The organism is Chryseobacterium sp. IT-36CA2, assembly GCF_949767875.1.
Lineage (GTDB): Bacteria > Bacteroidota > Bacteroidia > Flavobacteriales > Weeksellaceae > Chryseobacterium.
Genome location: NZ_CATKPG010000020.1, coordinates 395022 through 415538 on the forward strand (window position 1 = coordinate 395022; position 20517 = coordinate 415538).

At 32.9% G+C, this 20517-nt stretch carries 19 protein-coding genes; 12 read left to right on the plus strand and 7 right to left on the minus strand.

Annotation, left to right across the window (positions count from 1 at the left end):
- The first annotated feature begins 34 nt into the window (after positions 1–34).
- Positions 35–178, plus strand: a complete 144-nt coding sequence (locus tag ACM6F9_RS09175) for a hypothetical protein (RefSeq protein WP_414845437.1) — start codon at positions 35–37, stop codon at positions 176–178.
- Between the two features lie 97 nt (positions 179–275).
- Here the strand turns inward: ACM6F9_RS09175 and ACM6F9_RS09180 are convergent, their stop codons facing one another.
- Positions 276–1064, minus strand: coding sequence for an XRE family transcriptional regulator (locus ACM6F9_RS09180; RefSeq protein WP_414845438.1), 789 nt, complete (start codon positions 1062–1064; stop codon positions 276–278).
- Between the two features lie 449 nt (positions 1065–1513).
- Between ACM6F9_RS09180 and ACM6F9_RS09185 the strand changes: the two genes are divergently transcribed.
- Positions 1514–1798 (plus strand): bacteriocin-like protein, encoded by a 285-nt coding sequence (locus ACM6F9_RS09185; protein ID WP_164976748.1) that lies wholly within the window; start codon positions 1514–1516, stop codon positions 1796–1798.
- A gap of 118 nt (positions 1799–1916) precedes the next feature.
- Here ACM6F9_RS09185 and ACM6F9_RS09190 read toward each other — a convergent pair whose 3' ends face one another.
- Positions 1917–2300 (minus strand): hypothetical protein, encoded by a 384-nt coding sequence (locus ACM6F9_RS09190; protein WP_414845439.1) that lies wholly within the window; start codon positions 2298–2300, stop codon positions 1917–1919.
- A 160-nt stretch (positions 2301–2460) separates the two neighbouring features.
- On the opposite strand from ACM6F9_RS09190, the gene ACM6F9_RS09195 reads away from it, so the two are divergent.
- Positions 2461–4845, plus strand: coding sequence for a TonB-dependent receptor (locus tag ACM6F9_RS09195; protein WP_414845440.1), 2385 nt, complete (start codon positions 2461–2463; stop codon positions 4843–4845).
- A 65-nt stretch (positions 4846–4910) separates the two neighbouring features.
- Here the strand turns inward: ACM6F9_RS09195 and ACM6F9_RS09200 are convergent, their stop codons facing one another.
- Positions 4911–5615: a hypothetical protein gene (locus ACM6F9_RS09200; protein ID WP_414845441.1), complete on the minus strand. Its 705-nt coding sequence runs from the start codon at positions 5613–5615 to the stop codon at positions 4911–4913.
- 249 nt (positions 5616–5864) lie between these two features.
- Between ACM6F9_RS09200 and ACM6F9_RS09205 the strand changes: the two genes are divergently transcribed.
- The 4 genes from ACM6F9_RS09205 to ACM6F9_RS09220 all read left to right on the plus strand — a co-directional run bounded on the left by ACM6F9_RS09205 (position 5865) and on the right by ACM6F9_RS09220 (position 10027).
- On the plus strand, positions 5865–7358 hold the full coding sequence (locus tag ACM6F9_RS09205) for a BspA family leucine-rich repeat surface protein (RefSeq protein ID WP_414845442.1): 1494 nt from the start codon (positions 5865–5867) through the stop codon (positions 7356–7358).
- 148 nt (positions 7359–7506) lie between these two features.
- Positions 7507–8214, plus strand: coding sequence for a hypothetical protein (locus ACM6F9_RS09210; RefSeq protein WP_414845443.1), 708 nt, complete (start codon positions 7507–7509; stop codon positions 8212–8214).
- Between the two features lie 314 nt (positions 8215–8528).
- Positions 8529–9407 (plus strand): phosphotransferase, encoded by an 879-nt coding sequence (locus ACM6F9_RS09215; RefSeq protein ID WP_414845444.1) that lies wholly within the window; start codon positions 8529–8531, stop codon positions 9405–9407.
- A gap of 47 nt (positions 9408–9454) precedes the next feature.
- Positions 9455–10027, plus strand: coding sequence for a hypothetical protein (locus tag ACM6F9_RS09220; RefSeq protein WP_414845445.1), 573 nt, complete (start codon positions 9455–9457; stop codon positions 10025–10027).
- Positions 10028–10322: 295 nt separating this feature from the next.
- Here ACM6F9_RS09220 and ACM6F9_RS09225 read toward each other — a convergent pair whose 3' ends face one another.
- Positions 10323–11018, minus strand: coding sequence for a response regulator transcription factor (locus tag ACM6F9_RS09225; RefSeq protein WP_414845446.1), 696 nt, complete (start codon positions 11016–11018; stop codon positions 10323–10325).
- Positions 11015–12364, minus strand: coding sequence for a sensor histidine kinase (locus ACM6F9_RS09230; RefSeq protein ID WP_414845447.1), 1350 nt, complete (start codon positions 12362–12364; stop codon positions 11015–11017). The genes ACM6F9_RS09225 and ACM6F9_RS09230 overlap by 4 nt, the downstream gene beginning before the upstream one ends.
- Positions 12365–12611: 247 nt before the next feature.
- Here ACM6F9_RS09230 and ACM6F9_RS09235 point away from each other — a divergent pair, with 247 nt between their 5' ends.
- The 4 genes from ACM6F9_RS09235 to ACM6F9_RS09250 all read left to right on the plus strand — a co-directional run bounded on the left by ACM6F9_RS09235 (position 12612) and on the right by ACM6F9_RS09250 (position 17517).
- Positions 12612–14663, plus strand: coding sequence for a cytochrome c biogenesis protein CcdA (locus tag ACM6F9_RS09235; RefSeq protein WP_414845857.1), 2052 nt, complete (start codon positions 12612–12614; stop codon positions 14661–14663).
- A 17-nt stretch (positions 14664–14680) separates the two neighbouring features.
- Positions 14681–15865, plus strand: a complete 1185-nt coding sequence (locus tag ACM6F9_RS09240) for a thioredoxin family protein (RefSeq protein WP_414845448.1) — start codon at positions 14681–14683, stop codon at positions 15863–15865.
- 191 nt (positions 15866–16056) lie between these two features.
- Entirely contained in the window at positions 16057–16452 is a 396-nt protein-coding gene (locus tag ACM6F9_RS09245; RefSeq protein WP_105702771.1) for a VOC family protein, read from the plus strand.
- Positions 16453–16647: 195 nt separating this feature from the next.
- Positions 16648–17517: a DMT family transporter gene (locus tag ACM6F9_RS09250; RefSeq protein WP_414845449.1), complete on the plus strand. Its 870-nt coding sequence runs from the start codon at positions 16648–16650 to the stop codon at positions 17515–17517.
- A gap of 90 nt (positions 17518–17607) precedes the next feature.
- Here ACM6F9_RS09250 and ACM6F9_RS09255 read toward each other — a convergent pair whose 3' ends face one another.
- Positions 17608–18390 carry a YdcF family protein gene (locus ACM6F9_RS09255; protein WP_414845450.1) on the minus strand — a complete coding sequence of 261 codons (783 nt, stop codon included), beginning with the start codon at positions 18388–18390 and terminating at the stop codon, positions 17608–17610.
- Between the two features lie 784 nt (positions 18391–19174).
- Here ACM6F9_RS09255 and ACM6F9_RS09260 point away from each other — a divergent pair.
- Positions 19175–19939, plus strand: a complete 765-nt coding sequence (locus ACM6F9_RS09260; protein ID WP_414845451.1) for a class I SAM-dependent methyltransferase — start codon at positions 19175–19177, stop codon at positions 19937–19939.
- A gap of 259 nt (positions 19940–20198) precedes the next feature.
- Here ACM6F9_RS09260 and ACM6F9_RS09265 read toward each other — a convergent pair whose 3' ends face one another.
- Entirely contained in the window at positions 20199–20429 is a 231-nt protein-coding gene (locus ACM6F9_RS09265; protein ID WP_414845452.1) for a SymE family type I addiction module toxin, read from the minus strand.
- Positions 20430–20517 lie beyond the last annotated feature (88 nt).

A 20517-nucleotide genomic window follows, 5' to 3' on the forward strand; every position in this document is an offset into this window, starting at 1 on the left:
ATTAAAAAAGTATGATTTTATAAAAATCTCCATTGTGAAGATAACAACTTATAATATCAATGGAATCAACGCAGATTGCCTGTATATTGAAAGACTGAAGGAAACTTCCCCCGACATTGTCTGTCTTCAGGGCATTAAAAACATCTCAGAAGCGTTTCCCTTTACAGGAAATCAATAAAGCCGGACATCAGGTGATCTTGACGACATTCAAAAACGTTATACAAAAGTCCCGGTTGATTACCGGGACTATATGATATAATAAATATTGTATGTATTTAAGACTGTTTACGGCGGCGACCTGAAACCTTTTTATCAAGATCCCTGATATCCTGTCTCAGTTCACGGAACATTTCTTTAAAATTGTAGCTTTCATAATCACCCGGCTCAAAATCTTCCGGGAAAATTCCTGAAGCATACTGCCAGATTTCCACAACTTCTTCAAACGGAATATCATAAGGCTCATAAAAAGAATTGTCCGCACTTACAGAAATTGCATTTTCTTTTCTTTCTTTAAAACGTTTGTAGGTAATTCCGTCATTAAGGGTTACAAAAACATAGGTTTTCCCTTGTTTCAGTTCATTGATTCCTTCTACATATTTTCCTACAATATAAGACCCGTTTCTAAACGGAGGCATAGAATCACCATCTGCCGGAAATGCTCTGTATTTCCCATTGGTAAGGAAAGGAAGAGCAATACGCTGAAGACTTTCGATATAATCAATATCACTATATCCCTCCAGGTATCCCATTGAAGCTTTCTGAGGGATAATTTCTATTGTATCATTTCCATGAGTATCTACAGCAACCGGAAGAACAATTCTGTTGTCCGGAAGTTTTAGCATTTCATCCATCGGGTGTTTCTCAAGATCTACAGACAGCATAAGATCAATACTTACATGAAAATACTTGGCGATTTTTACTAGCAGTTCGATAGGAGGCTCGGATATTCCATTCTCATATTTTGAATAACGAACTCTGGAAATCACCAGCTCATCGGCTACATTCTGTTGGGAGAGCTTTCTTCTGGCTCTTAAAAAGCGTATATTATTTGAAAAAATTGACATTGATAAAAGTATGTCAGCAAAAATACAAAAATTTGATGCCGTTATCAATTACTGCAGCAGGTTTTACTATAAGATAGAAGGAAATTTAATGAGTGTGATCTCTATTTTTACCAAAATGAAAGAATTTCAGTGTCTCAACGACTCATTTTACCAGACTAAAAGTTGGTTTTTGATCCAATATACAACGTTTTACATACTTTCAATAATAATCATCAATAAACATAATTTAGTACAAAAATAATAACTCAATTTGTGAAATTTAGAGTTATCATTTTTAACATTTAGTAAATCAATCACATATAAGTGAAAATCATATTTGCATTAAAAAACATTTATATTAATGAAATATTAAATAATAAAAACATATAATTAATTTATTTAAAATAATTTGCAATTGTAATATTATTATTCATATATTCGTGATGTAATAATCATATAAAATTATAGTTATGAAAAACTTAAAAAAATTAGACAGAAACGAATTAAAAACTATTTCAGGTAACGGATTACTAGATCCAATCGGCGGTCTTCTAGGTGGACTAGGAGGAGTAGTTGGTGGAGTAGTAGGCGGTGTAGGTACTATCGTTGGCGGTGTTGTTAGCGGTGTAGGTTCTACAGTAGGTGGAGTAGTAGGCGGTGTAGGTACTGTTGTTACTAACGCTTTATGCCAAACACAATGTGTTGTTAATGGTGTAATCCACATCAGATTACTTGAGTGCGGTACTACTTGCTAATAAGTAAACATTGACATTAAAAATTATGAGGCTGCCTTTTCCAGGCAGCCTCTTTTCTATAGGAACATTTTTAATATCGACATAAAAATCCTGGATATTTGAAATTAAATAATTTGCATTATTTAATCTTAATCATCTCACATTCCATTATTTCATCAGAAAAGTTTGAACTAAGTCTTAAAAAAATTTTTTCATTCACAACTTTTAAGATTTCTGCTGCTAATACATAACCAGAAGCACTTTCTTCAGGGGATTTACTTTTTATAACTTTTCTGTTTTTTAATTGATAATGACAATCATCAATCCAGTGGATGTCATATCTTGCTTTATAGCCCATCTTTTCGTTTGTTTCAATTTGGAATTTACTACTCCTATCAATGATGGTAATTCCATATTCGCCACTGTCTATCTGGAATTTTCCAGTGTGTGCAGATTTGCATTTAACATTCTGAGCATGTATAGCTAAAGAAAAAAACAAAAATAGAAGAAATATCTTGTTCATAATACGTTTTTTATGGTTGTTTAGTTTCTGCTAATATAAAATTTAATCTATAAAATGGAGTATCAGTAAAAGAAATAAAGACAACACACTTAATAAAGCAACATTGTTGCATTAATGGATTTAATTATCTAGCTTTGCCGGATCATTAAAGTATATGCACATGAAAAAGACCGTTTATTTTTTGATGGGAAGCACACTAATGTATTCCTCATCCATTCTGAAGGCGCAGAAACTTAACCCTGAAAAAAAAGTTATTAAGGACATAGAATCTGTTGAAATACAGGGAAAAACCAATTACAGTTCTGTAAATATTTCAAGGAAAAAGCTGGATTTTATTCAATCCAATACCTTAGGAGAGACATTGAGTAAAATTTCGGGAATTCAAAACTCAGGTTATGGCCCCAATTCTGGCACTCCGGTTATTCGAAGCCTGAGTGGAAATAGGGTAAAAATACTGGAAAATGGAACTGCTGTGAATGATCTTTCCGGAATAAGCCCTGATTTTAATACGGATATAGAAATGAATAGTGTTCAAAGCATTACTGTTTATAAAAATTCGGCATCTGTTCTATATGGCGGGAAAGCCATTGGAGGTGCTATTGACATTGAAACCAACTATATTGCCAGGCAATTACCAGATAAAAAGTTGAATATAACTGGACTTCTTGAAGGAGGAAGTAATAGTGGACAAAAACAAGCGTTTTCAGCCAGAGGGATTATCGCTAAAAATTGGGTATGGGCTGTAGGAGGAAGCAACCACAAGCAGGATATAGTCAGAATTCCCGGAAAATCTAAAGATAGCAGATGTTATGATCCCAATCTGATGGGTTTCAACAGTATTTTACAGTCATTGTGCCAGGTAGATGTGGACTCCAGACGAGTGCTAAATAAAAGCCTTTTCCCGTACATCAGCCAGTTTGCCAAAGATCATATGATAGATTATGAACTTTCTGAAGATGACCTTTACACATTCAGCCCTACTTATTATAATCCGGCTGACGGTAAAAACTATCCCAATCCAAAGAATGATCTTTACGTTCCAGGTCAGGATGCTACAAAAGACCGTTACAGAAATGAGGTAAACGGAATCAGGGATTATGTGGAGACAAAAGATGGTATTATCCCAAACAGCCATTCAGAAAGCAACTCATTTTACGTTGGGACAAGCTATATTGGAAAATCGTTTTATGCAGGAGGAGCTTATCAGAATTCTTATTCTTATTTCGGAGTTCCGGGATATGCAATTGCGAAAATACCCAAGCATACCCATGGAAAACCACAGCAAAAAATAGAATATCTTCCCATCAATATAAGAAGCTTATCCCACAAAGCCATGTTGGAAACGGGTTACAGATTTACAAACTTTCCAATTTCCAGTATCAAACTAAATTATATGGGAGTATTTTCCAAAAATGCAGAACTTCTTGATACTTTCAGAGCAAATCAGTTTGCTGTAAACCAGCACAATGGACGACTGGAAATCACACAACAAAAATTAAAATTCCTGACGGGAACCACAGGTCTTGAAGTACAATACAGAGATATGGACGGAACTGGAGGTCAGAGATATTTACCCAACAATATAAGCCGTGAAATCGGAATATTCACGATGCAGCATCTTGATTTTGATTTCATTCAGTTAGATCTTGGATATAGAAATGATCATGTACAACGCAGGGCAGAAGCAGACAGTAAATACGTCAGAAGCCGCGGACTTTCTGGTGGAAAGCTCAGCGACAGAGACTTTACTCTTCACCAATTCCATAGTTCCGCACAATGGAATATCTTCAAAAAAGCTTATTTAAAGGTACAGTATAACCATTCCGAAAGAGCTCCGGAAGTGAATGAACTCTACTCAGGAAACAATCATTTTGCTATTCTGACAGAGGAAAATGGTGATGACAAGCTGGATAAAGAAACCGCAAATACAGTTGAAATAGGTGGTGGCTTAAATCTGAAAAACGTTAGGGTATCTGCCAATCTGTATCATACTTTTTATAAAAATTATATTTATCTGGCTCACACAGGACTTTCCCGAGAGATTTTCCTTGTAAAAGAATGGCGTTCTGATGATACAGAAATCAATGGAATTGAAGCTGAAGCCTCTTATAAAGCAGATCTTGGAAAAATAGGGAAGTGGGAGATAGGGGGATATTATGATTTGGTAAGAAATATAAGTGTTGCCGACAGTTCCATAAGAAAATGGAGTGATGGCGATTATATGCCCAATATGCCTACAAGCCGTTTTGGATTTAATCTGGAAGGAACTCTACAGAACTTCAGCGTGAATGTAAGTTTAGACCATTATTTAAAACAAAAATATTTAGGGAAAAATATTAATCCTGAGCTTCCTATGCCTGCATTTTCATTACTGAATGTTCGTTTAGCTTATAAAGACAACAGTCTAGGCATAGGTGATCTGGAATATTATATCATAGGAAATAATCTTCTGAATACCGAAGCAAGACTTCAGAACTCTCAATTAAAATTTTTAAGTCCTCTACCTGGAATTAATGTTTCAGCAGGGGTAAAAATTACAATTTAAATGAATATTATTTCTGCAGCTATTATTTAATGATAGCTGCAGATTTTTTAATATCATAAATGGGGTTATTTATTATAACTATCCGTTTCCAGAAGTTTCAATAATTTGCTATCAATCTTGCTGTTATCAATGGTAGTAGGAAAGTCTATATTCGCACTAATCCTATCAAAATGGTTCTGAATAGCACTGTCCATTTTCTTTTCATCCAACTTGCCTGCATTGACAGCTATTTTCATAATATCCGATTGAATTTTTTGAAATTCTTTTATTTTCAGCATATTCGAATTGATATTATCCTTATTGCTTAAAACATTGGGCAGAAAGTAATACACAGATGATAATACAATATTGGCCAATAAGAATGTCTTAAGAAGAAGACTGGAATTTTGCCAGCCTTTATTCACCATAAGAAAAACAGCAACCGTAAGAAGGGTAGCAAATACGATGGCACAAATGGAAAATGAATAATAATTCACATAATACGTTGTTCCCAGTTGTCTGTAATATCTTTTAACCTGCTCACTCATAAGATATTGCTTTTTTAAAGTTGAAATTTTCACCGATGATACTGTGAGCGATGCATTAATTACCTGATTTTGAATAGAATCAGCTTTATCCAAAGGTTCTAATACTTTCACAGAAGAATCTTCCATAAAACGACCCGATTGAGTTTGTACAGTAAATGCTAAAGCACCAAGAATCAAGCAAATGAGAACAGCTTGTACATTTTCTTTTTTCAGAAAATTTTTGATGATTGTAAAGGTTTCCATGGTGGTTATTTTCTTTCAAATTTAGCTTTACAATAGAATGAACGCAATAACTATTTTGGGTGATTTTTCAGCCCATTTTTAAGATAAAAAATAATTAAAAAAAGAAGGAATACTATTTTAATACGACAAGTTCTGTCGCTGTGCGCCTCTATCTTTGTGTTAGAAATAAGATAAAGAATCCCGGGAAATTTATTGTCTTACCAAATCAAATTTTAACCTTAAAAACAACTCATTTAAATTTTTAAAATTATGTACAAAAAACAACTAATAATCATTTTTCTCTTTTTATTTTTCATTTCCTATGCGCAGACTGAGTTTATTACTCTATGGAAACCTAACGCCAATGGCACCATTGATAATTCAATAAATTTTGGTGGTACCGGAACAAGTTATACCATTAGCTGGGAAGAAGTTGGCTTTCCTCAGCATAGCGGGCTCATGACTTCTGTGACCTCTAACAGTAACAACCCGATTACCATTTCTTTTGGTACATCTTTAAATATAAATCCTCTCCAGGCCACATATAAGTTGAAAGTTTCAAACGGAAATGGATTATTTTACGGATTTAGGGCTAATAATGGCATCATGAATCCTACAGGAAACCAGGAACTCATAGAAATTAGCCAATGGGGAAATACGACATGGCTTCAGCAATTCGACAGCGGATTTGCGAATTGTCCCAGCCTTAACGTAACGGCTACAGATACTCCTGATCTGACACAGATAAACAATTTATCCCAAATGTTCCTTAACTGCTCATCTTTGGTTGGTAATAATTCATTTTCTTACTGGAATACAAATAATATTACGGACATGAGCAGTATGTTCAGCAGAGCAACTCTGTTTAATCAGAATATTGGAACCTGGAATACAGCAAAAGTCACAAACTTTAGCAGCATGTTTTCTTTTGCAGCTTCTTTCAACCAAAACATTTCTGCCTGGAACACAATATCCGGAACTGATTTCTCTTCCATGTTCTCGGATGCAGTAACTTTCAACCAGCCTTTAAATTCATGGAATACAAAAAATGCTACTAATTTTCGTTATACATTCTATAATGCTGTAGCCTTTAACCAACCGCTTAATAATTGGAATACAAGTAAAGCTACAGATTTTGAGAACATGTTTAAAAAGGCAACATCATTCAATCAGCCCATTGGAAACTGGGATGTAAGTAAAGTTAATTATTATGCCGGTTTTAATATGTTTGAAGAGGCTTTACATTTTGATCAGGATATTTCTACATGGAATATCAAGCTTCAAAACTTTAGTTGGGGTTCCATCTATTTCGGATTTAAAAACGCAGGCTTATCATGTACGAATTACAGTAAATTCCTGATTGCATTGAATAATAATCCTACATGGACGAGCTCAACAATAACAGCCGGAACTATAGATGCGACGGGACTCATTTATTCTACACCGCAAGCTATTTTGGCCAGAGCTCAATTGATTAATAAAGGTTTTAATATTATTGGAGATTCTTATAATTCCGGATGTTTTTTATCAACAGCAGAGGTCTCAGTAAAACAAAAAACATCAGCTTATCCTAATCCAACAACAGGAATGATAACTGTAGAGTCTACTGAAAACGAGAATGCCTATTTATACGATATTACCGGTAAAATCATTAAAACTGTAACTTTAAACAAAGGAAAAAATAGTATTGATCTTACGGGCTATCCATCAGGGAATTATCTGTTAAAAGGAAATAGTACGTTCGCTAAAATAATCAAGAAATAATAGATCAGCCGAAAGGCTACTTATATAAAAAAAGCTCCAAAGTCATTGTACTTTGGAGCTTTATGGTTTTCCATATTTTATATGTCAATAAGTATATTATATTTGCGTGGACTAAGAATTGAATTCCAATATATAAAAAATAACATTTATGAAAAAAGCAATTATTTTATTTGCTATTCTTTTATCGATAGCAAATATTCAAGCTCAAGAAAATATTGATTTATTGACCTACGAAAATACGCAGGACATTAATTTTTTTAAAACTATTAAAAATGGTGCTCAGGTTAAGGAATATATAACAACGAGTAAAAATAGTGTGAAAGTGGGGGATACTTTAACATTAGGGGCTCCTACTTCTGAAGAACTGAATACAAGGACTTATTCAGGGAGTTATGGAAATAAAGCCAGAGGGGGTATTGCACAATCAAGAAGTACTTCAAAAAAAACTTATGAATTTGTACAAATGGGTAGACCAGCTGGATTTGGAAGTATTATGTCTGCTATGGGTGGTGAAGCACAGGATATGGCAGATAATAGCTTAAAAAATACTAAAGTTATTGTCAGAGAGATAAAAACATATCACAGAGGCAGTAAAAGTAAACCTTTGTATGTAGTTATGGTTTTGGGAGAAATAAATGATAGAGCTTTTGGAATCAATAAATATTTAAGCGTCATGGATACGGAGTTAGGGATTGAATCTGGCGAAATTCTTTTAAAAAATAGAAAAATGACTAGGGATGAAGCGATTGCAAAATTAAAAGAAGCAAAAGAACTAATGGAAATTGATATGATGAGCAAAGAAAAGTTTGAGGAATTAAAAAAAGAACTTGCTCCTATTATTAACAATAATAACTAAGAAAATTAACAATCCCTTTCAAATCCAGAAAGGGATTGTTAATTTTAAGATTGTCTGAATTTTATAAAGAAAATGAAAAAAAAGGATTTAGAAATCGAATTGCGTTAATTAGTTAAATAAATGGATTTAATAGCTGTAAAATCGAAAAATGTTACCGAAATTGCAGACATTCTATAACCAGTTACGAACGAGAATTAATGACAGAGAAATTTCCGACCATAAACAGCACACTTTCACCTGAAAGACTTGGTCAACTTATTCAAGAAAAATATGGTCTAACCGACAAAACGGAATGCAGTATAATCCGGCTTGCAATGAACCATTTATACATCGTTCATGATGGCGAAAACAAATATGTTTTTAGAGTTTACACCCATCATTGGCGGACTCAATTAGAAATTGAAGAAGAATTAAGGCTTTTAAATCTTTTAAAAAAAGCAGACAGACAGGTTGCTTTTCCAATCGCTGATCAATCGAACAAATTTATTCAGGAAATTGAAGCTCCGGAAGGTAAAAGATTTGGTGTTTTATTTTCGTTTGCTAAAGGGATAAAGACCGCAAAATTCTCCCCCGAAACAAGCTTTCTGATAGGGCAGGCATTAGCAAAAGTTCATCAATCCACAGAAAATGTAGAACTGATGAGAATGTCTTATAATGCTCAGAATTTGCTTAAAAATCCTGTTGCAAAAACAAAAGAATTCTACAGTAAAAATACCAGCGAAATTGAATTTTTAGAAAGTCTTTCTGCATTTTTAACGCTAAAAATGGAAAATATAGACCAGCAGAATATGAGATCTGGAGCCGTTCATCTTGACGTTTGGTTTGACAATCTGCACATTGATAATGAAAAAGAAATAACATTTTTTGACTTTGATTTTTGTGGCAACGGTTATTTATGCTTTGATATTTCTTATTTTCTTTTTCAATTGTTGGCAACCAATCTGAACGAAGAGGAATATCAAGCAAAAGCAGAAAGCTTCATAAAAGGGTATGAGACCATAACTAAAATCAATGATGAAGAAAAAAAGTTTTTACCTTTCGCATGTTTGGCAATTATGACCTATTATATAAGTGTTCAGTGCGACAGATTTGAATATTGGACCAATATTTTCCTGAATGAAGATCATTTAAAAAGAATGGTTGGGAATCTTAAACGATGGATGGCTTATAACAAAATTGAGATTAATGATTAACATTTAAATCAAAAATAGAGTATATAAAACATTTAAAATTCAAGCAGATGAACGAATATTATTTCAATTATAAGAGCTCCGGACCAGATAAACCTGGTGTAATCTTATATTTCACATTTATTATGTCTTTATCTGCCAGCCTCTTATTATGTGTCTTAGCCAATGGTTTACTCGCTATTTTTTCTTTTTTAATTGCGATTATCTTATTTATAAACCTGAGGAAGCGAATGCATCATAAAATAAGACAGAAAGAGCATATAATAACCAGTGAAAATGATTTTTCCTGTATTCGAAGTAGAAAGATAGCTTATAGAAATATTATTCACATCCATGTTCCTGTAGAAGAAATCGGAGCGTTAGGATCAGATATATATGAGCGTTATAAGAACTCTGATATTGATCTGCCTTATTTAAATTTTACAATAACAATGTCTTCAGGAGAAAAAATAGAATGGATACTCAATGAATGGGGAGGATTTTATAATTCTAAAAAGGACTTTGAAACATTTTTTATATTTTTGGTTGAAATTACAACCAAGATTCATCAATTATATGATACGGGACATATTGAAAGCAGATATTTAAAAATCCTTGATCAAAATGGTGATTGGAATTTATAATATAGGCAAAAAATTTATCCTATTGAGTGTTTATTACTTCTAGGAAAAAAAGAAGAAGGTTTAAAAGCTTATAAAATTAGACCTGGAGACTTCAAAGTGAATCGTTACAAAAATACAATTTAACATAATATAAATTATAGGATATTAATTATACATGTTTAATAGAAGTATTAACCACCTCAAAATCACTTATTTCCAAATTATCCTTGACAAATATTCTACAACGGTTTCTAAGAGGTCTTATTTAGCTATAAATTTATATAGGATCATCATGGTCTAACCCAATCTTATTTTTTTAATCAATTAGTTTATATCCAATTCCTCTTATATTAAGTATTTCTACAGACGGATCATGAATCAAAAACTTACGCAAACGTGTTATGTATACATCCATACTTCTAGCCGCAAAAACATCATCATTTCCCCATAGCTTTATCAGTGCCGTTTTGCGTTCTAATATTTGATTCTTATTGATTATTAACAGATTCAACAATTCGGCTTCCCTTTGAGACAAATTAACGGCAGTATCTTCATTGTAAAGCTTCAGCCTTTTAAAATCAAAATGAAATTTACCTACAGTCATATCTATTGTAGGATCAATTGGCTCTTCAGTTGGTTTTACAGAAGATCTTCGTACTAACTTCTTGATTCTCAATATAAGCTCTTCCATACTGAAAGGCTTTTTCATATAGTCGTCACCGCCAATTTCCAGACCTTTTAATACATCAGCGGTTAATGATTTGGCAGTCAGAAAGATAATAGGTACCAAGTCATCTATTTTTCTGATATCTTCTACTAAAGAAAAGCCATCTTTGCGGGGCATCATTACATCAACAACACAAATATCAGGCTTTATATTCTTAAACTGAATCCAGCCTTCCACCCCATTGCCAGCTACTTCTATCTCGAAACCAATTTTTTCCAGGGTTTCTTTGATCACCATTGCCAATACTGCTTCATCTTCTACCAGTAAAACTTTTATTTTATTCATATAGCGGGAAAATTAATGATAAATATTGTTCCTGATCCTAATCTGCTTTTAACGTCAAGAGTGCCTTTTAATGAGTCTACAAGTTCCTTTACATAATTTAAACCCAATCCATATCCTTTTACACTATGAAGATTATCATCTTCAGGGACTCTGAAAAACTTATCAAAAATATAAGGAAGATAAATAGAGTCAATCCCTTTACCATTATCCTCAACATAGAGCTGAAATCCATTTTCTGTAGGAGAAATTTTTAAAATGACCTGAGCTTTTTCACGCGCATATTTTATAGAATTATCCAATAAATTAGAAAGAATTGTATCTAAAATAAAGGGATCTGTATAAAACTCATCATTATCCAGTTGGTTAATATACTGTATATCAACATTTTCATGTATAGAAAAACGGGTAATAACAGTAGTGATTAATTCATTTAACTTAACTTTTGTATGGGGAACCGCAACAGAATTATTATTGTATTGAGCAATGTCAAGTATCCTATCTACATTATGCTCTAATTGGCTCAGAATATCTCCATTGATTTTCAGGTATTTTTCTGCCCTATCCGGATCATTAATCGCATTAAAATTTAGGAGAGCATCATTAGAAGACTTTAATATCGTGATCGGAGTACGCAGCTCATGCGTCATATTATTGATAAAATCGTTTTTAAGATGATCAAGCTTCAATTGTCTTTTAATTGTTAATGCCATAAAATAATAGCTTCCAGCAGATAAAAGAATGAGGATCAGAGAAATAGATAACGGAACAAGATTTTGTTTCATTAAATACACATCAGAATTAGTAATCCGGGCTTTTATCAATATATTATCTTTCGATAATTGTACAGGGATGTAAAAAACATTTTTAAGAGGAACCTGTTTCTTGCTCAGCGAAAGATCAAATTGAAGATCTATCTCATTTCTGGCGAATTCTTGCTGTACAATATACGTGAGCTCCTTTAAGTCAATTGACTTTAATGTTGATGCTTTCAATTGTAAAATCATATTCTTTATGACTGGCAGCTGCTGTTGTGAAATTTCAATGGGATCTATTATCATTTTGTAAGGAGGCTCCTTTTTGTAGTCCTTATTTTTCTTTGTAGAATCTATATACCATTTCTTTGTAGCATAATAGATCCGCTGGTCATCTTTTCTTATAACAGGAATAGAATCAAGCTGTTTAAGCTGATAGATTTCAACGCTTTTTTTCAGGGTATTACCAATGACCGCATTCAAATTTTCCTCTGCTGTTTTATAGGTATTAAATGCCCAATAAACCTGAAAGACCAGAATGCAGCAAGCAGTAGCGGAAGCAATTAAAAATACAGATCTGAATTTCTTTTTCATACTCTCTTTATTACTCTGAAAATTTTTTAAGATTTATTCTTATTACAAATATAAAACTTAATTAACTACTGATTTACAGCAGTTAACTCTAGTTAACATTTATTAGTAGGCGATTAACAATATGCCCTATAAAGCTTTTTTAAGTTTGTAATGTGAATTTCTAACAAGGATTGAGCAAAAGTAAAATACAACAAAATAGCAAACGATGGAGAATAACTTAAAATTTTTAATGAAAGATAAAACTAAAATGAAAAAATGGTTGTTGATAGTGCTGTTATTTATAGCAACAGGTGCTGGTGCCCAGGTTAAAGATGTAGTGAAATGGTCTTATCAGCTAAACCAAATTGGTAACAATGAATATGAGGCTGAATTAACAGCTAAAATGGAAAATGGATGGCATATTTATTCCAAAGATTTACCGGCTGACAGCGGTATTCCTACAAAAATGAAACTAACTTCCAAAGACATACAAATTATTGGAGGATTCCGCGAGGAAGGCAAAAAACATGAAGAATTCAGTGAAGCTTTCGGAGCCCAAATTATATACTACTCCAATAGCGCCAAATTCATTCAGAAATTTAAACTAAAAGACCCTAAAAAATCAGCTAGTATAACGGCAGAAATTACTTTTCAAACATGCAATGACCGCCTTTGCTTAGCTCCCAATACACTAGAATTCGAAAAGAAAATTGATGTAAACAGCAATGCTAAAACAGAAGAAAAGAAAGAAATTAAGAAGCAGGATACCATTCTTTCAGAGACATCAATTTCAGACAATATTTCGACAGTAGATGGAAGACCAAAATTACCTGCAAATAATAGAGGAATTCGGGTAAATAGTCTGAACTATAAAAACCCATTAACAGATTGTGGAAATGGACAGATAACAGAAGATTCCAGCAACGGGCTAATATTCATACTTGGTTTTTTAGGTGGCCTTATCGCACTTCTTACACCATGTGTATTTCCAATGATTCCACTTACTGTTTCTTTTTTTACAAAAGGAGCAAGCAACAGAGCAAAAGGGAAGAGAAATGCACTTATTTATGGACTGTTTATTTTACTTATTTTCATTGCTTTAAGCATTCCATTTTATATTTTGGATGGTATCAGCGGAAATATATTGAATGACATTTCCACCAATATATGGCTAAATCTATTCTTCTTTGCTGTATTCATGTTCTTTGCGCTGAGCTTTTTTGGATATTACGATATCACACTTCCCAGCTGGTTGGCTAATAAATCTTCAAAAGCAGAAGAAGCCGGAGGTTTGATCGGCATCTTCTTTATGGCACTTACATTGGTTATTGTTTCATTTTCCTGTACAGGCCCAATATTGGGAAGTTTGCTGGGTGGTGTTGCTTCCAGTACACAAAATATTCCTGTATTACTCACATTTGCTCTAGGTGGATTTGGATTGGCATGGGCAATTATTTTCGGTTTACTTGCATTATTTCCGCAGGCATTACAGTCATTACCAAAATCTGGTGGCTGGATGAATACGGTAAAAGTAATATTAGGCTTTATAGAAGTTGCACTGGCATTAAAATTTCTTTCCAAAGCAGATCTGGTTTCTAAAACATTTCTTCTGAAAAGAGAAATATTTATTGGCCTTTGGATTCTCATTACTATTGGACTAGTGCTTTACTTATTCGGAAAAATAAGATTCCCGCATGATGAAAAAAATCCGAAAATCTCCATCTCCCGAAAAATATTAGGAATATCAGGATTAGGATTCGTTATGTATTTAATACCTGGATTATTGCCTTCAGATACCCTTAAGCTAAAAACATTAAGCGGTATTTTGCCTCCAACGAATGTGAGTATTTATCAAACCGAAAAAGAAGGCATTCTGGGATTAAGCCCTGAGCACGACTATTTCAAAGCCATTGAACTGGCAAAAAAAGCTGGCAAACCTGTATTGATTGACTTCACCGGATACGGTTGTGAAAACTGCCGTAAAATGGAAGAATTTGTATGGAGTGAGGCAGATATCCTTTCCATTATTCAAAACCAGGTAATTCTGACATCCCTGTATGTGGATGATAAAGAAACCCTTCCTGCCAGCCAACAAGTATCTATTGATATGGGGAATGGACAAAAAAAGAAAATTAAAACTATTGGAGACAAGTGGTCTATGTTTCAACAGATCAACTTCAATAACAATTCACAGCCACATTATGTTTTGGTAACACCTGATCAAAAAGTTATTAATGTTCCGGTTTCCGGATACATGGCTAAAGAGGAATTTAAAAAATTTCTGGAGTGTGGAATTAGCTATTACAAGAAAAATAAATAACATAAATTTTATACAATATGACAAAATTGAATATGATTATACTGCTTTTTATTAGCATTATATTATTTGGACAAACAGAAACAAAAGGAATCCATTTCGAAGACGGAGATTTTAAAACACTATTGAGCAAAGCTAAAAAAGAAAACAAATTACTCTTTATTGATGCCTATACAGATTGGTGTGCTCCATGTAAGCTCATGGCTAAAAAAATCTTTACCCAAGAATCAGTAGGAAATTATTATAATACAAAATTTATCAATGCTAAGTTTGATATGGAAAAAGGTGAAGGTCAGACAATAGCAAAACAGTACAGTATTACCAGCTTCCCTTCTTTTTTATTTATAGACGGAGACGGAAATATTGTTCACAGACAGGTTGGTTCATGCAATGAATCAGAGTTTATTAAACTGGCTAAAGATGCCGAAGATCCGGATCAAAATGTACAGGGGCTTATGAAAAAATTTGAAAATGGAGACAGAGATGCACAGCTTATCAAAAAGCTGTATGAATTTACCCTATTTCAAAATAATGAAATTGCCAAAAAAGTTACAACAGTTTATTTTAGTACAATTGAAGATAAAAACATTACAAAAAAAGATGCTGAAGCTCTTTTGGAAAGAGTTGAAGATTCTGATGATCCTTTATATAAAATAATGATAGAAAAAGAAAAAACGATCAGAAAACTTCTTGGCGATAAGGCATTCAATGATTCTAAAGAAGACATTATAAAAAAAGGAATTGCAAAAATAGCTTATAATAAAGAAAGTAATCAGTTTGATGAAGTGTACTTCCTTAAAGAAGCAACAAAAGTACTGGGTAAAGAAAAAGCAAAACAAGCTTTGTATGAAGCAAAGGCAAATAAAGCGTTGGATAATAAGGACTATACTTCTTATGAAAAAATAATTCTGGAACAGTATAGTACAATTCCAAAAGATGCAAGCCCGGAAGAACTAATGCAGGCTGCATGGAGGTTTGAAAAACTTATATCTACCCCAGAGTCTCTGAAAAAAGCTGTAATATGGTGTAAAGAATCTATAAAAAAGAAGGAAAACTATTTTAATACTCAAACACTGGCTAAACTTTACAGAAAACTTGGAGATAAAGCCAATGCCTTACTATGGGCTAAAAAATCTTTAGAACTATCTAAAAAGAAAGGAATTGAAAATGAAGATGCAGAAGAAATAATCAAATCATTACAATAAAATAAATAATAATTGAATGGAACCTACTCTGTCAGGTTCCATTTGGTTTATAATTATTATGTTAAATCAACTCAAGCAAATCCTTGCAGAGCACTGTTTTTCTATTCTTTCTTAAAAAACAAAATCTTGCCACATGACAGCTTTTATCATCATAAAACATAATACCTTTATTCTAACCAAAAAATAAAAATATGAAACCTAAAATGATCTGGGCTAATCTGGCCGTAGCCAACCTTGAACGTACAGAGAAATTCTATACAGAACTGGGATTCAAGCCCAATAACCCACACAGTTCTAATGAATTGGTAAGTTTTTTTATGGCAGGAAATGAATTAATTGTCCATTTTTTCTTAAAAAATGTCATAGAAAATAACCTGAAAAGTATGAAATTTGGAGATCCTCAAAGCTCTAACGAAATTATATTCACCCTTTCTGCGGAAAGTAAAAATCAGGTAGATGATTGGGCTGAAGAAGTAAAAAATGCTGGAGGAACTATTGTTTCAGCACCAGAAAGCTTTGGAGAAAATTATTATGGTTTTGTGTTTGCAGATCCGGATGGACACAAGTTTAATGTATTTTTTATGTAAACTTACAAACTATTTTTCCCTATATTTGACATTCAACAGATACATATGAACCGCGCGAACTGTCTGCCTCCTCCGGCACCTTAATATTTTCAATTTAATTTGAAGTGAACTTATGTCGATATTTTATTTACGACATAAGCTGTTATGCTTCTCATTCAAAAAATATTAATTCAAATCTTTACAGTTCATTATCTAATGAAAAAATCATATTTATTATTACATCTGGCCGTAATTCTGGCCGGATTTACAGGTGTATTCGGAAAACTGATCACTCTTAATGAAGGTTTACTGGTCTGGTATAGACTCCTCCTCTCCTCCATTATTTTATTTTTTATCTTAAAGCTATTGAGAATTCCAACTGATATTCCATTTCGGGGAAAAATTCAGATTTCAAAAGCAGGATTGCTGCTTACTTTACACTGGCTTCTTTTTTATGCAAGTATAAAATACGCCAATATATCCATTGGTGTGGTATGTTATTGCCTTACAAGCTTTTTCACAGCAGTATTTAAGCCTGTAATTGATAAGGAGAAATTCAAAATTTCAGAATTACTTCTCAGTACACTGACAATTATAGGGATTAGTTTAATATTTCATTTTGATACCTCCTATCAGCTTGGGATTATTTTAGGAGTCTTTTCGTCCGCATTCGGTGCTCTGTATACCATATATAACAAGCGTCTGGTAGACCATTTCGACACGAAGATCATCAACTATTATCAGATGATTGCTGGTACTTTATGCTGGGGAGCATTTTTGCCCGTATACCTCCTCTATTTCAAGTCAGATAGCATAGTCCCTGACTTGAAAAACACTGCATATTTGGGCGTTTTATCACTTTTTTGTACAGTTGGCTTATATGTGATGTTTGCAGAAGTTTTGAAGAAAATTTCCGCCTTTACAGTTAATTTAACCTACAATCTGGAACCTGTATATGCTATTATTATGGCCTTTTTATTTTTTGGAGAAAGTAAAGAAGTCAATCTTTCTTTTTATATAGGATTGGTATTCATTATTTCATCTGTGGTTTTGCAGACGGCAATCTCTTTGAGGAAAACAAGATAATAAGCTAGTTTCTATAAATCAAAACCGGGTACTTAAGTTAGTTTAAGTGCCCGGTTTCATATATTTTATGATTAAAAAAATCACATAATACTATCCATTCATCCCCAAGCTATTGTACAATTTCACCTGCCATATTCCCAATACTTCTTTCAGCATCACAAATGTAAATGCAGCATTATAGCTATTAGGAACCATCGTTATTTCAGTATCTATAAAATCTGATGCCTGTGGAACAGGATTCAATCCAAATGTCTGGAACAAAGCAACAGATCTTTTCATATGAAATCCTGAAGTAACCAGATATACACCGGAAGGAGCCATTTGCTTTACTATCTTGCTGGAATATTTTGCATTTTCATAAGTATTCATGCTTTTATCTTCTTTGATAATATCGGCATCTGATACTCCCATTTTTTTGAAATTTTCACTAAATAATTCTGCTTCACTTTTACGTCCTCTTCCCTTTCCGGAAATGAGTATTTTACAGGGTAGATTATTTTTCTTGTATTCATAATACAATTGATAAGCTGTGACAATTCTGGAATAAGACATAGTATGCAATTTTTCTGTATTGTCAAAATCTACAACTCCGCCACCCAATACTACAATAACGGGATTCTGAGAAGCTGTATTTTTAGTATTAGAAGTATTCACATAGCTTTTCTGCAAATATTCGGAAGTGAGTTTGCCCAGGAAACCATTTCCTATAAAAATGGTCATTAAAACCGCCACTATACCAATTCCTATTCTCAGATTTTTGCGCTTATTTTTTCTTTTTAACAACGTAATGATAACCACAGCAAGAAATACTAAGAAATAAGGTTCTGTAAAAAGTTGGAAAACGCGGAATAAGAGGTCTAGTAAAAATTTCATCTTTAAATAATATTGATTAATGTATAGAAAACATCGGATCCCAAAGATAAGGCAATTTCCTGAGTACTGCTTTCTACAGCAATCAATGATTAAAGATTATTAAAATAATTTAGCCTAATTTATCTTTTTATATAATTATTTTATACATTTGCAATCATTAAACAACACACCATTTGGTGTGTTACTAAAAACAATACCTACCCAAGTGAAAAAGCAGAAAAGAATCACCCTTTTTATGGCTGTACTCCATATATTTTTGGACAGACATTTTTGTAAAGAAAAAAACAAAAATTCCTCCTTAAATATAAAGAAACACCTTCAGCCTTAAACAAATGAAATACAATCATTTGTGCAATAAAAATTTGGACATTAGAATAGATTAAGCTATTAAGAATACTTAATAGAAATGTCTACATATGTTCATGCAGCAGAACGTTTCATTCAAATTTATATAAATCTTAACGATTCTAAAAAAAAATCTCCCAATAATCAGATAGATATCTCAGATGATTATATTCCAAAAATGTATAATCCAAAATCTGCGTGAGACCATTCTACGCTCTATAAGGCAAGTTCGCGCACCTATCTTTAGCTTCTGAAAAAAATTAAATCATACTTTTAAAATTTTACGTATAGATCAGAAAATACAATTTATTGTTGACCAATTACTGTTTATATCATTAAAAAATTATAAACAAATTTAGTTTCAAAATTAATGTTATCTCAATGCAATATGGTTTTTTATAAAATACATTTGTCTTGCAACTTTAATACAACCAATCACATGTCAACAGTTCTTAAAACATTTGTAGCTTATCTTAAAAGACCTGCTCTTTATCCTGAACTGGGCAGAAAAATTATTAAAAATACGGTAAGCAGAAGAAGTCCATTCAAAGGAAAAGTAAAAACAAACTCATGGGCTGCATCTGTAGCGGTATCCCAAAAAGAGGCTGTCTCCAGGCTCTTCTCTATGGATAGTGATCATTTCAAAAATATATACTCCGATATTCTGGAAAAAGCCCATACAAAAGAAAAAGAATGCCCTATTACAATGGGTGGTGCCGGTGCATTGGAGCTTATCTATTATGCATGTGAATTTACCAAAGCACAAAATGTTCTTGAAACAGGAGTGGCTTATGGATGGTCTTCTTTAGCCATATTGCTTTCGCTTCAAAAAAGAAATGGTGCGCTGTATAGCTCAGATATGCCTTATCTTGCTCAGGATGGTGATCGCTTTGTAGGATATGTTGTTCCTGAAAACCTTAAAAAGTTTTGGAAGTTATTCCGTTTTGCAGACAGAGAATCTCTACCTAAAATTTTCAAAAAAGTCTCTACTTTTGATGTTTTTCATTATGATTCTGACAAAAGTTATCATGGAAGAATGTGGGCTTATCATAAAATTTATAAAAGATTGAAACCCGGTGCAGTCTTTATTAGTGATGATATTGGCGACAATTCTGCGTATCAGGATTTTTGTATTAAAAAGAATATTAAGACTTCTGTTGTACAATACGCCGGAAAATACATCGGAGTTTTTATAAAACAATAAAGAAAACCATCCCTATCGCTTCATCAGGCAAGTTTACTTGTCTAGCCTTAGCTACCTAAAATAAAACATCCTACTCTTAAAAACTTTGCGTTTTAAAAAAAATCAAATACTTTTAAACCATTAAGAATAGATTAAGCCGTTAAGAATATTAAGGGAATATCTAAAGATATTCATAAGCGCAATGCTTGTTTCAAATTTATTTGAATCTTAACTATACTTAAAACCTTAAGCCTCCTTAATGGTTTAAAAAAATATACTTCTATTCATAATCTACTTCCCTTTCCAGAATAATCTGGTTTCTGCTTACGGTAACCAGTATTTTTTCTCCTGCCTGGAAGCCGCATTGCTCTACCCACTTCCCTGCTATTCTTATTTCCGGGAAGTACACTATTTTACCATACGCTCTTGAAAACGATTTGAGGGAAACCGTAAGGTTACGATTGCGCAGTTCATTATATTTGTTGCTGTTCATTCTTCTTGTTCTTTTCATATTTGTTATTTTTCAACAAATGAAAACATAATCAGGAGAATATGCCAGTTGAGGAAAGGATAATTTATTCAGAAAGAGAGATATTTTA

Bases quoted from the DNA above. Each gene is read 5' to 3' on its own strand.
- ACM6F9_RS09210 (WP_414845443.1), top strand. From the start codon at position 7,507: ATGAAAAAAGCAATTATTTTATTTGCTATTCTTTTATCGATAGCAAAT.
- ACM6F9_RS09225 (WP_414845446.1), bottom strand. From the start codon at position 11,018: ATGAATAAAATAAAAGTTTTACTGGTAGAAGATGAAGCAGTATTGGCA.
- ACM6F9_RS09245 (WP_105702771.1), top strand. From the start codon at position 16,057: ATGAAACCTAAAATGATCTGGGCTAATCTGGCCGTAGCCAACCTTGAA.
- ACM6F9_RS09235 (WP_414845857.1), top strand. From the start codon at position 12,612: ATGAAAAAATGGTTGTTGATAGTGCTGTTATTTATAGCAACAGGTGCT.
- ACM6F9_RS09240 (WP_414845448.1), top strand. From the start codon at position 14,681: ATGACAAAATTGAATATGATTATACTGCTTTTTATTAGCATTATATTA.
- ACM6F9_RS09230 (WP_414845447.1), bottom strand. From the start codon at position 12,364: ATGAAAAAGAAATTCAGATCTGTATTTTTAATTGCTTCCGCTACTGCT.
- ACM6F9_RS09200 (WP_414845441.1), bottom strand. From the start codon at position 5,615: ATGGAAACCTTTACAATCATCAAAAATTTTCTGAAAAAAGAAAATGTA.
- ACM6F9_RS09265 (WP_414845452.1), bottom strand. From the start codon at position 20,429: ATGAAAAGAACAAGAAGAATGAACAGCAACAAATATAATGAACTGCGC.
- ACM6F9_RS09260 (WP_414845451.1), top strand. From the start codon at position 19,175: ATGTCAACAGTTCTTAAAACATTTGTAGCTTATCTTAAAAGACCTGCT.
- ACM6F9_RS09185 (WP_164976748.1), top strand. From the start codon at position 1,514: ATGAAAAACTTAAAAAAATTAGACAGAAACGAATTAAAAACTATTTCA.
- ACM6F9_RS09215 (WP_414845444.1), top strand. From the start codon at position 8,529: ATGAACCATTTATACATCGTTCATGATGGCGAAAACAAATATGTTTTT.
- ACM6F9_RS09190 (WP_414845439.1), bottom strand. From the start codon at position 2,300: ATGAACAAGATATTTCTTCTATTTTTGTTTTTTTCTTTAGCTATACAT.
- ACM6F9_RS09255 (WP_414845450.1), bottom strand. From the start codon at position 18,390: ATGAAATTTTTACTAGACCTCTTATTCCGCGTTTTCCAACTTTTTACA.
- ACM6F9_RS09220 (WP_414845445.1), top strand. From the start codon at position 9,455: ATGAACGAATATTATTTCAATTATAAGAGCTCCGGACCAGATAAACCT.
- ACM6F9_RS09205 (WP_414845442.1), top strand. From the start codon at position 5,865: ATGTACAAAAAACAACTAATAATCATTTTTCTCTTTTTATTTTTCATT.
- ACM6F9_RS09180 (WP_414845438.1), bottom strand. From the start codon at position 1,064: ATGTCAATTTTTTCAAATAATATACGCTTTTTAAGAGCCAGAAGAAAG.
- ACM6F9_RS09250 (WP_414845449.1), top strand. From the start codon at position 16,648: ATGAAAAAATCATATTTATTATTACATCTGGCCGTAATTCTGGCCGGA.
- ACM6F9_RS09195 (WP_414845440.1), top strand. From the start codon at position 2,461: ATGAAAAAGACCGTTTATTTTTTGATGGGAAGCACACTAATGTATTCC.